Origin of the sequence: Micromonospora sp. WMMD1076, from assembly GCF_029581475.1 — a bacterium.
In the GTDB taxonomy this organism is placed as follows: Bacteria; Actinomycetota; Actinomycetes; order Mycobacteriales; family Micromonosporaceae; genus Micromonospora; species Micromonospora aurantiaca.
The window spans coordinates 6,396,944-6,409,940 of the sequence record NZ_CP120862.1; the positions used below are offsets into that span (position 1 = coordinate 6,396,944).

Here is a 12,997-nt window from a genome sequence, read left to right on the forward strand (position 1 = left end):
TCAGCCCCCGGCGAGCCGCCCGGCCACCGCGTCCACGTGCTCGTCGGACTCGGTGAGGGCCACCCGGACGTGCCGGGCGCCGGCCGGGCCGTAGAAGACACCGGCGGCCACCAGGATGCCCCGGCGGGCCAGCCGGTCCACTGTCTCCCAGCAGTCCTCGTCCCGGGTGAGCCAGAGGTAGAGCCCGGCCTCCGAGTGCTCGACCGTGAAACCCGCGGCGGTGAACGCGTCGCGCAGCTTCTCCCGCCGGACGCGGTAGCGCTCCCGCTGGGCGTCGGCGTGCTCCTGGTCGCCGAGCGCGGCCACCATGGCGGCCTGCACCGGGGCCGGCACGATCAGGCCCGCGTGCTTACGGATCTTGAGCAGCTCGGCCACCAGCGCCGGGTCGCCCGCCACGAACCCGGCCCGGTAGCCGGCCAGGTTGGAGCGCTTGGACAGCGAGTGCACCGCGAGCACGCTGTCGTACGAGCCACCGCACACCTCGGGCGAGAGCACCGAGACGGGCTCGGCGTCCCAGCCCAGCGGCAGGTAGCACTCGTCGCTGGCGACCACCGCGCCGCGCTCGCGCGCCCACTCGACCACCTTGCGCAGGTGGGCGGCGGGCAGCACGCGGCCGGTCGGGTTGCCCGGCGAGTTGACCCAGACCAGGCGGACCCGCGGATCCGGGCCCAGCGCGGTCAGCGAGTCGGTGCGTACCGTCGTCGCGCCTGCCAGCCGGGCCCCGTCCTCGTAGGTCGGGTAGGCCACCGACGGCACCACGACCACGTCACCGGGGCCGAGCCCGAGCAGCGTGGGCAGCCCGGCCACCAGCTCCTTGGAGCCGATCGTCGGCAGCACGCCCAGGCCGTCGACGCCCGCGCCGCAGGCCCGCGCGACCCAGGCCGCCATCGCGTTCCGCAGGGCGGGCGTACCGGCGGTCAGCGGGTAGCCCGGTGCGTTGGACGCGCCGGCCAGGGCCTGCCGGATCAGGTCTGGCACCGGGTCGACCGGCGTGCCCATCGACAGGTTGATGAGACCGTCCGGGTGCGCTGCGGCCGTGGCGGCCGCGGCGTCCAGGGTGTCCCAGGTGAAGTCGGGCAGCCGTGCCGAGACCGGCGAGTGCCGGTTCAGTGGCCCTCGCCGCGCGGCGGCTGCGCGGCGACGAAGGTGGCGTCCTTCTCCACCTTGCCGATCTTCGAGGCGCCACCGGGCGAGCCCAGGTCCTCGAAGAACTCGTAGTTGGCCCCGGTGTAGTCCTTCCACTGCTCCGGGACGTCGTCCTCGTAGAAGATCGCTTCCACCGGGCAGACCGGCTCACAGGCACCACAGTCGACGCACTCGTCGGGGTGGATGTAGAGCATCCGGTTGCCCTCGTAGATGCAGTCGACCGGGCACTCCTCGATGCATGCCTTGTCGAGCACATCCACGCACGGCTCGGCGATGATGTAGGTCACCGGTCTTCTCCTCCGCAAGACTCGTCGCGATCAACCGCAACGGTAAGAGCCTAGTATCTCGCCGGGGAGGGGGTCGATCGTGCTCCGACAGCAGGACGTGGGACACCGGATCGTGGTCCGCCGGATTGTGGGGATTCGCGAGGGCCGCACGCTGTTCTCCGATGCGCTCGGCGAACTCGTTGAGCTGGGCGAGACCCACATCACCCTGTCCACCGACGCCGGGCCGCTGCGCGTACCGGTGGCCGAGGTGCACCGGGCCAAGCGGGTGCCGCCGGCCCGGCGGCCCACCGCCGCCGCCGTGGTCGCGCTGGAGCTGGCCGCCGACGAGGCGTGGCCCGCACCGGTACGCGGACGGCTCGGCGACTGGCGGCTGCGCTGGGCCGACGGCTGGACCGGGCGGGCGAACAGCGCGCTGCCGGTCGGCGACCCGGACCGCCCGCTGCCCGCCGCACTGGACGCGGTGCAGCGCTGGTACGCCGAGCGCGGCGGGCCCGCCCTGGTGAACACCCCGCTGCCGCTGGCCGCCCCGGTCGGCGCGGAGCTGGACACGCGCGGCTGGACGTCCCGGCCGCCGGTGCTGGTGCAGACCGTCCCGCTGCGCACCCTGACCGTGCCGCCGCCCGCCACCCCACCGCCGACCGCAGGACCGCTACCCGCCGACGCGCCGCCGGTGACGCTGGTGGACGCGCCCGCCGACGACTGGCTGGTGATCGCCGCCGGCCGCAAGGGCGGGCTGCCGGACGCCGCCCGGCAGGTGCTCACCGGGGCACCCCGGGTCCGCTTCGCCGAACTGCGCGAGGGCGGCCGGCTGCTCGCGGTCGGGCGGGGCACTGTGACCGGCGCGGGTCGCTGGCTCGGCGTCAGCCTGCTGGAGACGGTGCCGGAGGCACGCCGTCGAGGGCTCGCCGCCACTGTCGTACGCGCCCTGGCCGGCTGGGGCGCCGCCGAGGGCGCCACCCACGCGTTCCTCCAGGTCGAACAGAGCAACACCGGCGCGGTGGCGCTCTACCGCGGGCTCGGCTTCACCACCCACCACACCTACCTGACCCGGGTCGCCCCGGCGGCCTGAGCGGCGGGGCGGTCAGCGCCGGACGATCTTGCGGGGCCGGGTGCGCTTCATCTCGGCGTACCGCTTGAGCTGGCGGGACCGGTAGTCCCGGCCCAGCGCGGTCAGGATCAGGTAGCCGACCAGCACGCCCGCCGTGGTGGCCGCGAGATAGAGCCAGATCTGGGCGAAGAAGAGGCCCGCGCCGCCGCCGAACGGGTTCTCCCCGACCAGCAGCGGACCGACGAACACGGTGAGCGCCAGCGCGATCGCGACCGCGGCGGCCAGGTCGCCGGCCCAGCGGCCCAGCGGCCGGTCGGCGCCCCACCGGAACGCGGTGCCGGCCAGGATCAGCCCGATGACCAGGAACATGGCGAGCGAGACGCGGCCGGACGCGGTGTCGTCGTCCGGGAACGCGAGTCTGATGACCAGCCGGGCCACCACGTTCACCCCGAACAACACGGCCGCCAGCACGCCTACCGCACGCCACCGCTGATCCATCGCACGCCTCCCGCCGTACCGCCCGCTCCCTCGGCGGGCCTCCTGGCAGGAATGTCTACCACCGCGAGCTGTGCGGCGTCAGCACCTCACCGCGCGTCGGGCGGCGTCACCAGGTGCCGGAAGCCCAGCACCGCGAACGTGACCGCGCCGGCCACGATCAGCGCGAGACCGAGCACGTTGTCACCGGCGAGCGCCAGGTCGCCCTCGACGGTCCGGAAACCACCCACCACGATCACCAGGAACCACGGCAGCGCGCCGAGCGTCACCGCCCAGCGCGTACCCGTCGACCGGTGGGCGAACCGGCCCAGCAGCACCGTGGTCGCCACCACTGCGACGACACCGGCGGCCACCAGGCCGACACCGAGAAGCGCCCGCAGCCCGCCGGAGCGGCCCTGCACTGTCTCCCAGGCCCAGGTCGCGAAGATCAGGTCGAGCAGTGCCAGCAGGACGCCGGCCCAGACCGTCACGACGCCGCCGGCCACCCGCAGCGCGCGGTCGAGCACCCGCTCCGCCGGGCTCGGCGTCGCGGCCGCCGGCGGCTGCTCGGGAAGGGTCGACACGGGTACGGCCGGCAGCGTCACCGGAGACCGGCCGCCGCGACCGGGGACCGCCGCGTGCCGTCCGGGGCGATCCCGGCGAAGAGGTCGTCCTCCCAGCCGTACGGGCCGGCGCCCGGCCCCTTCCCGCCGACCGCGAGCGTGAAGTACTCGACGCCCATGAACTCGCCGCCGAAGTTGCCGGCGATCGAGTAGAGCCAGGAGTTCGCCGGGATCTGGGTGGCGTGGGCCCGCATCGCCGCCTCCTTGGCGGCGTGCTGGTCGGTGCCGTCGATCCGGGCGGCGATCTCCGCGTCCGGCGTGCCGAACGGCAGCTCGTCGGCGCTCTCGATGCCGGCGAACGGGTTGTCCGACGACTCGGTGAACGTCTCCAGGCCCGCGTCGAGCACGCTGCGCGGCATCGCCGTCCAGTAGACCTTCGCCGGGGCGATCCCCTCGGCCGCGGCCAACTCCACCGCCCGCATCGCCACCCGGTGCGCCTGGATGTGGTCGGGGTGGCCGTAGAAGCCGTCCGGGTCGTACGTGACGAGGACCTGGGGCCGGACCTCGCGGACGACGTCCACCAGGTACCCGGCGGCGGTGTCCAGGTCGGCCTGCCAGAACGCCCGGGGGTGCTCGTTGGTGGCCAGGCCCATCATCCCGGAGTCACGGTAGCGGCCCGCCCCGCCGAGGAACCGGTGGTCGGTCACGCCGAGCGCGGCGCAGGCGGCCGCCAGCTCGCCGATCCGGTAGCCGCCGAGCTGGTCCGCCTCGGCCGCGCAGAGCTGGGCCAGCGCCGGGACGTGGATCTCGCCCTCCTCGCCCAGCGTGCAGGTCACGAGCGTGACGTGGGCGCCGGTGGCGGCGTAGTGGGCCATCGTCGCGCCGGTGCCGATCGACTCGTCGTCGGGATGCGCGTGGACCAGCAGAAGGCGTCGGTCGGGCAGGGTCGTCACGCCCGTCACTCTAACCGGCGGTCCTGCCCGCTCGACGGTGATGCGTCCGCCCAGGTCGGCCACATCACCTCCGGCGCCCGCCTACTCTGCAGGCGTGGACTTTCCCGAGCTGGCCGCCCGTACCCGTCGGTTCAGCCACGGGGCGCCGCGCGCCGTCGCCGTCGCGGGCGACGGCGCCCGGGTGATCTTCCTGCGTTCCGCGGGACCGGAGGACCCGGCCGACGCGCTCTGGCTGCTCGACGTCGACAGCGGCGAGGAACGAATGGTCGCGGACCCGGCGGTGCTGCTGGGCACCGACGCCGAGCCGGCCCGCCTCGCTCCCGGCGAGCGGGCGCTGCGCGAGCGGTTGCGGCTCAGCTCCGGCGGCATCGGCTCGTATGCGCTGGACTCGGCCGGCCGGGTCGCCGCGTTCGCGCTGGCCGGGCGGCTGTTCCGGGCCGACCTGGTGCACGGCGACGTGGTCGAGGTGGCGGCGGTCGGGCCGGTGATCGACCCGCGGCCCGACCCGGCCGGTGAGCGGCTGGCGTACGTCACCGACGCCGCCGAGGGAGTGCGCCGGGGTCAGTTGCGGGTGGTGGAGCCGGACGGTACGGACAACCTGCTCGCCGGTGAGGACAGCGGCGTCACCTGGGGCCTGGCCGAGCACATCGCGGCCGAGGAGTTCCACCGATACCGGGGCTACTGGTGGGCGCCGGACGGGCGCGGGGTGCTGGCCGCCCGGGTCGACGAATCACGCCTGGAACGCTGGTACCTGCACGACCCGGCCGACCCGGCGAGCCCGCCGACGTCGCTCGCGTACCCCGTGGCGGGTGGGCCGAACGCGGAGGTCAGCCTGCACCTGCTCGACCTCGACGGCGGCTGGGTCGACGTGCACTGGGACCGCGAGACCTATCCGTACCTCAGTTCGGTGGACTGGACCGAGGGCGGGCCGCTGATCACCGTGCTGCGCCGCTCGCAGCAGCACGGCCTGGTGCTCGCTGTGGACCCGCGCACCGGGGAGACGCAGGTGCACGCCGAGCTGGCCGACCCGCGCTGGGTGGAGCCGATCCCCGGCACCCCGGCGCACCTGCCCGACGGGCGGGTGCTGGTCGGCGGCGAGCTGGCCCACGACGGGTACGACGCGCGTTGCCTGTTCGCCGACGGCACGCTGCTCACCCCGCCGTCGCTGTACGTGCGGCGGGTGGTCGGGCGGCTGCCGAACGGCCCGAACGCGGCGGCCGACCTGCTGGTGGAGGCGAGCGAGGGCGAACCCAGCCAGCGTCACCTCTACCGGGTGCGCACCACGATCGGCGGCGGCATGGACGCCCGCCGGATGGGCAGCGATCCCGGCTGGCACACGGCCTCGATCGGCGGGTCCACGCTGGCGGTGGGCATCGCGTCGCTGGAACACGCCGGCATCCGCTGGCGGGTGTGGCACGGCGACAGCGAGGTCGGTGAGTTGCGCTCGTTCGCCGCCACCTGCTCGTACGCGCCGCGGCCGACGATGGTCCGGGTGACCGACAGGCGGCTGCCCAGCGCGGTGCTCTACCCGGCCGAGCACGTCAAGGGCACCCGGCTGCCGGTGCTGCTGGACGTGTACGGCGGCCCCGGCCACCAGGAGGTGGTGGCGGCCCGCGGCGTCTGGCTGGAACGGCAGTGGTGGGCCGAGCAGGGCTTCGCGGTGGTCACCATCGACAACCGGGGTACGCCGGGCATCGCGCCGTCGTTCGAGAAGGCGATCCACCGCCGGGTCGCCGACGTGATCCTCACCGATCAGGTGGACGCGCTCACCGCGCTCGCCGACAAGCACCCGGATCTGGACCTGGGACGGGTGGCGGTGCGCGGCTGGTCGTTCGGCGGCTGGCTGGCCGGGCTCGCGGTGCTGCGCCACCCCGAGTTGTTCAAGTGCGCCATCGTCGGCGCGCCGGTCACCGACTGGGCGTTGTACGACACCGCGTACAGCGAGCGCTACCTGGGCATGCCGGACGACGGGATGGACGTCTACGCCCACCACTCGCTGGTCGAGCTGGCCGCCGAGCCGCTCGGCGATCCGGCACAGGCCCGGCCGATGCTGCTGGTGCACGGCCTGGCCGACGACAACGTGCTCGCCGCGCACACGCTGCGACTGTCCGCCGCGCTGCTGGCGACGGGCCGCCCGCACGCGGTACTGCCGCTCACCGGCGCGAGCCACCTGGCCGCCGGCGGCGTGTCCGAGCGCCTGCTCCGCCTGGAGCTGGACTTCCTCCGCCGCTACTTGTAAGGAAGGGCCCCCTTTTAACGCCTGCGGTAGAGGAAGGGCCCCTTGTTAACGCGAGGCGTTAAGAAGGGGCCCTTCCTTACACAGCTACTGCTTGACGTACGCGTTCACGAAGCTGGGCCAGCCGAAGATGCTGCCGATGAAGATGCCACCGGCCTTTTCGCCGTGGGCCACCGAGACCACCTCGTTGTAGAGCGGCACCGCCGGCGCCGATTCCTTCATCAGCTTCTCGTCCAGCTTGCTCCACTCCGCGGCCTGCTTGGCCGGGTCGAGGGCCAGCACCCGGTCGAACTCGGCGTTGATCGCCTCGTTGTTGAGCTGGGACGTGTTGCTGTTGCCCTCGGCCTTGAGGCTGCGACCGTCGAAGAGCACCGGAAGGATCGAGGCGCCGCTGGGCCAGTCGGCCGCCCACGAGTCGACCCAGAGGTCCCACGGGTTGCTCTTCTTCTTCACGAAGTCGAGGTAGCCGTCCTCGGGGATCGGCTTGACGGTGACCGTGAAGCCAGCCTTCTCCAGCGCGTTCTTGACCTGGGTGGCGGTCTCCTGCGAGGCGGTGTCGTCCGAGGTGCCGAGCACCAGGTTCACCGACTTGCCGGCCAGCGCCTCCTTCGCCTTCTCCGGGTTGCCGCTCTCCCCGGCCGGGTACGCGTCGAACTTCTTGTACCCGAGCGTGGTCGGAGGCAGCAGCGTGGTCAGCGGCACCGCGCCGTACGGGCCGCCGAGGTTCTTGGTGATGCTGCTGCGGTCGATCGCGTAGTTGATCGCCTGCCGCACGGTCAGGTCGGTCACCCGGGTGGTGTTGATGCTCAGCCGGTACGCGTTCGGCGTCGCCGCGACGATCATCCGTGCCTTGAGCGCCGGGTCGCCGGTCACCTTCGCGAGCAGTTCCTGCGGCACGCCGCCGGTGGCGACCGCCGCCGCGTCGGTGCCGGTGCCGGCGAGGACCCGGTTGGTCTGGGTGGCGTTGTCGGAGCCGAGCGACCAGACGAACTTGTCCGGGTACGCGTGCCGCACCGGGTCGGTGGCCGGGTCCCAGTTCGGGTTACGCTCCAGCACCATCTCCACGCCGGGCGTGTGCTTGGTGAACCGGTACGGCCCGGACGAGAACGGCATGTTGTCCAGGTTGACGCCGGTGTCCTTGTCCGGCGGCAGCGGCGCGGTGGCCGGCAGCGACACCGCGAACGGCAGGTCGCAGCGGGGCTTGTTGAACTCGAAGCGCAACGTGCGCGGGTCCGGCGTGGTCAGGCCGGGCGGCAGCGAGGCCTTGTTCTTCTTGAAGTCCCACTTGGTGTCGTACTGCGGGGTGTCGGCCAGCCACTCCTGCAGGTAGGTGGGGCCGCCGGTCAGGTCCGGGTCGAACGAGCGGGCGATGCCGTACGCGATCTCCTTGGAGGTGATCGGGCGGCCGTCCTCGAACTTGACGCCCTCCTTGATCGTGAACTCCCAGACCTTGCAGTCGTTGTTCACGTTCTTGCCGGGCGTCTCGGCCAGGTCGCCGACCAGCGTGACGTTGCCCTTGCCGTCGTCCTTGAAGGTGGTGAGGAAACGGGCGTAGAGCTGGCTGCCCATCAGGCCGGCGAACGAGTAGACCCGCTGCGGGTCGAGGTGGGAGATCTTGCTCTCCCGCAGGATGTAGAAGGTCCCGCCCTTGGCCGCGCCGGGCACCTCGGCCGCCGGGCCGAGCGAGTCCTTCGGGTCGGTCGCGATGGCGCCGCTGCGGGGGGTGTTCGTGTCCGCGGTGTCGCCGCTGTCGCCGGTGTTCTTGCTGCACGCACTGAGGGCGACCACCAGTGCCATCGCACCGCCCACGGCGGTGGCGAGTCTTGCTCGCATATTCAACTCCTCGGGTCGATGAAGGAAAGCTTCGCCTAGCTTTCACTCGCGGTAAATTTCGAGCAGATAACGGGGCCACAACGATCGATCACCGGCGAAGCCTGTCAGCCCAGGCGCACCCGGGGATCGATGAACGCGTAGAGCAGATCGACGACGATGTTCGCCACCACCACGAACAACGCCGACACCAGGACGGTGGCCATGATGGTCGGCAGGTCGCCCTGCCGTACCGCCTCCACCGCCGTACGCCCCAGCCCCTGGATGCCGAACGTCGTCTCGGTGATGACGGTGCCGCCGAGTGCCGCGCCCACGTCGAGCCCGGCGATCGTCACGATCGGCGTGATCGCCGCGCGCAGCGCGTGCCGTCCGTACACCTTGCGTTTCGCCACGCCCTTGGCCCGCGCGGTCCGGACGAAGTCCTCGGAGAGCGTCTCCAGCATTTGCGCCCGGGACAGCCGGGCGTAGATCGCGGAGAAGAGCAGCGCCAGCGTCACCCACGCCAGCACCAGGCCGCGCGCCCACTCCACGGGGTTCTCCAGGATCGGCACGTACCGGGGTGTCGGCAGGATCTTCAGCGAGTACACGAAGATCAGCAGCAGCACGGCGCCGACGAAGTAGAGCTGAAGCGAGGCGAACGTCAGCGTCAACCCGATCGAGATGCGGTCGAGCAGCGACCCCCGCCGTAACGCGGAGATCATCCCGAGTCCCACCCCGAGCGCCAGCCAGAGCACCGCCGCCGGGAGCACGATGTTCAGCGTCACCGGCAGCACCCGGGCGAACGTGTCGGTCACCGACTCGCTGTTCACGTAGGAGTAGCCGAGACAAGGCGCCTCGCACTTGCCGCCCTGCGCGCTGCCCAGGTCGCGGCCGACGAAGATGCCCTTCATGTAGTTGACGTACTGCGTCGGCTTCGGGTCGTTGAGCCCCAACTCCGTACGCACCCGTTCCAGCCGCTCGGCGTTGCAGTTCTTCGGGCACATCCCGGTCACCGGGTCGCGGGGCAGCGCGAAGAACATGAGGAAGCTGACGATGCTCACCGCCAGCAGCACCGAGACCGCGAGCAGCAGCCGCTTCAGCAGAAACCGCACCATGGCGTCGAACCCCCTACCGTGACGACTTCGGGTCGAGCGCGTCGCGCAACGCGTCGCCGAAGAGGTTGAACGCCAGCACGAGCGCGAAGATGGTGATACCGGGGAAGAAGACGTACGCCGGGTCGGTCTGCAGGTAGTCGATGCTCCGGTAGATCATCCGGCCGAAGCTCGGCACCGACTCGGGCAGGCCGACGCCGAGGAAGGACAGCGCCGCCTCGCCCGTGACGTACGACGGCACCGCGAGCGAGAATGCCACCAGGATCGGGGCCCAGATGTTCGGCAGGATCTGCCGGAACAGCATGTGCCCGAGCCCGGCGCCGCTGGCCCGTGCCGCCTCCACGAACTCCCGCTCACGCAGCGAGACCACCTGCCCCCGGACGAGCCGGGCGGTGCCGGTCCAGCCGAACGCGGCGAAGACCACGATCAGCGTGGTCACCGCGAACCAGGTCGGCACCGCGTCCCGGGGACCGTAGAAGCGCAGCGAGAACGTCGGCACCACGGCCAGCGCGAAGATGAGGAACGGAAGCGCCAGCGCGACGTCGGTGATCCAGCTGATCACCGAGTCGACCACGCCGCCCACGAACCCGGCAACGATCCCGAGCACCACACCGATGGTGGTGGTGACGAGCGCGGCGCCGAGCGCGATCAGCAGCGAGGTCCGGATGCCGTAGATCATCCGGATGAAGATGTCCCGGCCCAGGCCCGGTTCCAGCCCGAACCAGTGGTCGCCGCTGACGCCGCCCACGTAGCCCAGCGGCATGCCAGTGGCGTCCAGCAGGTCACCGAACTGCTGGTTCGGTGACACGTCGTAGAGCCGCTGGATCAGCGGGGCGGCCACCGCCACCAGGACGAACAGGGCCAGCACGATGCCGCTGACCATGGCGGTGCGGTCGCGACGCAGCCGGGCCCAGACGAGCTGACCCGGTGAGCGGCCGACGAGCCGTTTCTTCTCGTCCGGCTCCTGCCCGGGGGACTCGATCTCGGCGAGCGCGACGCCCTCGACCGGCGACAGGCTCATTGGGACACCTCCACGGGTTCGCCGGTCGGCACGCCGACCGGTCCGCTCTCCGGGTAGTGGCAGGCGGTGAGCTGCCGGCCGTCGTCGCGGGTGACGAGCGCCGGTTCTTCGGTGGCGCAGTGGTCGGTGGCTTTCCAGCAGCGGGTGCGGAAGCGGCAGCCGGATGGTGGGTTGAGTGGGGTGGGCACGTCGCCGGTGAGGCGGATGCGTCCGGCGGGGCCGAGGGTGGTGACGTCGGGGATCGCGGACAGCAGCGCCCGAGTGTAGGGGTGCTGGGGCCGGGTGTAGATGGTGTCGCGGTCGCCGATCTCGACGATCTTGCCGAGGTACATGACGGCGACGCGGTGGCAGAAGTGCCGGACGACGGCGAGGTCGTGGGCGATGAACACGAACGCCAGGTCCAGGTCGCGTTGCAGGCTGCGCAGCAGGTTGATGACCTGCGCCTGGATGGACACGTCCAGGGCGGAGACGGGTTCGTCGGCCACGATCAGTTTCGGCTTGAGCGCCAGGGCGCGGGCGATGCCGATGCGCTGGCGTTGCCCGCCGGAGAACTCGTGCGGATACCTGTTGTAGTGCTCCGGATTCAACCCGACCAGTTCCAGCAGCTCCTGCACCCGTTTCTTGACGCCGCCGGGTGGGGTGATCCGGTTGACCTGCAACGGCATCGCCACGATCCGCCCCACCGTGTGGCGGGGGTTCAGCGACGCGTACGGGTCCTGGAAGATGATCTGCAGGTCCTGCCGCAACCCGCGTAGCTCACCACGCCCGGCGTGGGTGATGTCCCGCCCCGCGAACTCGATCGACCCGGCGGTCGGCTCCAACAGCCGCACCAGCATCCGCCCGGTCGTGGTCTTCCCACAGCCCGACTCCCCCACCAACCCGAGCGTCTCGCCCGGGCGCACGTCGAAGTCCAGCCCGTCCACCGCCCGCACCGCGCCGGTCGTGCGCAGCCCCTGCCGGACGGGGAAGTGCTTGGTCAGGCCGCGCACGGACAGCAGCGGCTCGGTCTCGGTGCTCATCGGGCCACCCCCACCTGGGCTACCTCGTCGCGGTAGATCCGCTCCCGATCCCCCGCCGACAGATGACAGGCCACCAGGTGACCCGGCGCTCCGGCCTCCCGCAGCTCGGGCACCTCGGTGCGGGACCGGTCGCCGTTCACGCCGGCCCACCGGCAGCGCGGATGGAACGCGCACCCGGACGGCAGGTTGATCAGACTGGGCGGGTTACCCGGGATGGGCAACAGGTCCGCGTCCGCGTCACCGTGCAACGACGGCACACTCGACAACAACCCCCACGTGTACGGATGCTGCGGCGCCCGCAACACCCGCTCCACACTCCCGTGCTCCACCGCCCGGCCCGCATACATCACCAACACGTCATCAGCCACCTGAGACACCACACCCAGGTCATGCGTGATCAACACGATCGCCGACCGGAACTCCGCCTGCAGGTCGGCAAGCAGGTCCAGGATCTGCGCCTGCACCGTCACGTCCAGCGCCGTGGTCGGCTCATCGGCGATCAGCAGATCCGGGTCGTTGACCAGCGCCATCGCGATCATCGCCCGCTGCCGCATACCGCCGGAGAACTCGTGCGGATACTGGTCGAACCGCCGCGCCGGCTGCGGAATACCCACCCGGCCCAACATGTCCACCGCCCGCGTCCGGGCCTCCCGCCGACCGGCCCTCGGATGATGCACCCGGAACGCCTCGGCGATCTGCTTCCCCACCGAGTAGTAGGGATGCAACGCCGACAACGGATCCTGGAAGATCATCGCCATGTCCCGGCCCCGCAGGCGCCGTACCTCCTCCTCGCCCAACCCGACGAGCTGACGGCCACCCACCGAGATCTCCCCGGAGATGGTCGTGCGCTTCGTGTCGTGCAAGCCGAGGATCGCCAGCGACGTGACGCTCTTACCCGAACCGGACTCGCCCACGATCCCGAGCGTGCGGCCCCGCTCGACGGCGAACGACACGCCGTCCACGGCCTTGACCACGCCGTCCTCGGTGTCGAACCGCACCCGCAGATCCCTGACCTGGAGATAGGGCCCGTCGCCGGAGCGCTGCTCCGGCACCTCCGGGCGGTCCGGCTCCCCGGACGGCACCGCCTCCGACCTGCCCATTGACCGCCTCCCCTTCGGTGATGAAGAGAACCTACAGGAAATCCCCAGAGGCGAAAATAAGCTACATCGGGCGGTCTGTCAGCGGTCCGAGCGTAACGACTCGGTCTCCCGTCCGCACGCCCCTCACCTGGGACATTCACAGCCGCGATTGGGCGTCGCCGCCTCGTCGTCGTACCCCGCGTGCGACGATGGCCGTGGCGATCAGGGAAGCGACCTTGCCATCGTCGAG

General features: G+C 71.6%; 12 protein-coding genes. 2 read left to right on the forward strand and 10 right to left on the reverse strand.

What is annotated here, in order from left to right; genetic code table 11:
• Positions 1-1,110, reverse strand: a complete 1,110-nt coding sequence (gene dapC / locus O7622_RS28935; protein ID WP_282314261.1) for a succinyldiaminopimelate transaminase — start codon at positions 1,108-1,110, stop codon at positions 1-3.
• The gene (gene fdxA / locus O7622_RS28940) at positions 1,107-1,433 is read right to left on the reverse strand and encodes a ferredoxin (RefSeq protein ID WP_007464872.1); all 327 of its coding nucleotides are present in this window, start codon (positions 1,431-1,433) and stop codon (positions 1,107-1,109) included. Before fdxA ends, dapC begins: the two co-directional genes overlap by 4 nt.
• A gap of 79 nt (positions 1,434-1,512) precedes the next feature.
• Between fdxA and O7622_RS28945 the strand changes: the two genes are divergently transcribed.
• Positions 1,513-2,502 (forward strand): GNAT family N-acetyltransferase, encoded by a 990-nt coding sequence (locus O7622_RS28945; RefSeq protein ID WP_282311237.1) that lies wholly within the window; start codon positions 1,513-1,515, stop codon positions 2,500-2,502.
• Between the two features lie 12 nt (positions 2,503-2,514).
• On the opposite strand, the gene O7622_RS28950 is transcribed toward O7622_RS28945, so the two are convergent.
• The 3 genes from O7622_RS28950 to mshB all read right to left on the reverse strand — a co-directional run bounded on the left by O7622_RS28950 (position 2,515) and on the right by mshB (position 4,480).
• Positions 2,515-2,979 carry a hypothetical protein gene (locus O7622_RS28950; RefSeq protein WP_282311238.1) on the reverse strand — a complete coding sequence of 155 codons (465 nt, stop codon included), beginning with the start codon at positions 2,977-2,979 and terminating at the stop codon, positions 2,515-2,517.
• Between the two features lie 86 nt (positions 2,980-3,065).
• Positions 3,066-3,560 carry a hypothetical protein gene (locus O7622_RS28955; protein ID WP_282311239.1) on the reverse strand — a complete coding sequence of 165 codons (495 nt, stop codon included), beginning with the start codon at positions 3,558-3,560 and terminating at the stop codon, positions 3,066-3,068.
• The gene (gene mshB / locus O7622_RS28960; RefSeq protein WP_282311240.1) at positions 3,557-4,480 is read right to left on the reverse strand and encodes an N-acetyl-1-D-myo-inositol-2-amino-2-deoxy-alpha-D-glucopyranoside deacetylase; all 924 of its coding nucleotides are present in this window, start codon (positions 4,478-4,480) and stop codon (positions 3,557-3,559) included. The genes O7622_RS28955 and mshB overlap by 4 nt, the downstream gene beginning before the upstream one ends.
• A gap of 85 nt (positions 4,481-4,565) precedes the next feature.
• Here mshB and O7622_RS28965 point away from each other — a divergent pair, with 85 nt between their 5' ends.
• The gene (locus O7622_RS28965; RefSeq protein WP_282311241.1) at positions 4,566-6,710 is read left to right on the forward strand and encodes a prolyl oligopeptidase family serine peptidase; all 2,145 of its coding nucleotides are present in this window, start codon (positions 4,566-4,568) and stop codon (positions 6,708-6,710) included.
• 84 nt (positions 6,711-6,794) lie between these two features.
• Here O7622_RS28965 and O7622_RS28970 read toward each other — a convergent pair whose 3' ends face one another.
• From O7622_RS28970 to O7622_RS28990, 5 genes are all read right to left on the reverse strand, one after another.
• A complete protein-coding gene (locus tag O7622_RS28970) occupies positions 6,795-8,540 on the reverse strand; it encodes an ABC transporter substrate-binding protein (RefSeq protein ID WP_282311242.1) in 1,746 nt (581 codons plus the stop codon).
• A gap of 104 nt (positions 8,541-8,644) precedes the next feature.
• The gene (locus O7622_RS28975) at positions 8,645-9,631 is read right to left on the reverse strand and encodes an ABC transporter permease (protein ID WP_282311243.1); all 987 of its coding nucleotides are present in this window, start codon (positions 9,629-9,631) and stop codon (positions 8,645-8,647) included.
• A 13-nt stretch (positions 9,632-9,644) separates the two neighbouring features.
• Entirely contained in the window at positions 9,645-10,649 is a 1,005-nt protein-coding gene (locus O7622_RS28980) for an ABC transporter permease (protein WP_282311244.1), read from the reverse strand.
• Positions 10,646-11,668, reverse strand: coding sequence for a dipeptide ABC transporter ATP-binding protein (locus O7622_RS28985; protein ID WP_282311245.1), 1,023 nt, complete (start codon positions 11,666-11,668; stop codon positions 10,646-10,648). The genes O7622_RS28980 and O7622_RS28985 overlap by 4 nt, the downstream gene beginning before the upstream one ends.
• On the reverse strand, positions 11,665-12,768 hold the full coding sequence (locus tag O7622_RS28990) for an ABC transporter ATP-binding protein (RefSeq protein ID WP_282311246.1): 1,104 nt from the start codon (positions 12,766-12,768) through the stop codon (positions 11,665-11,667). The genes O7622_RS28985 and O7622_RS28990 overlap by 4 nt, the downstream gene beginning before the upstream one ends.
• Positions 12,769-12,997 lie beyond the last annotated feature (229 nt).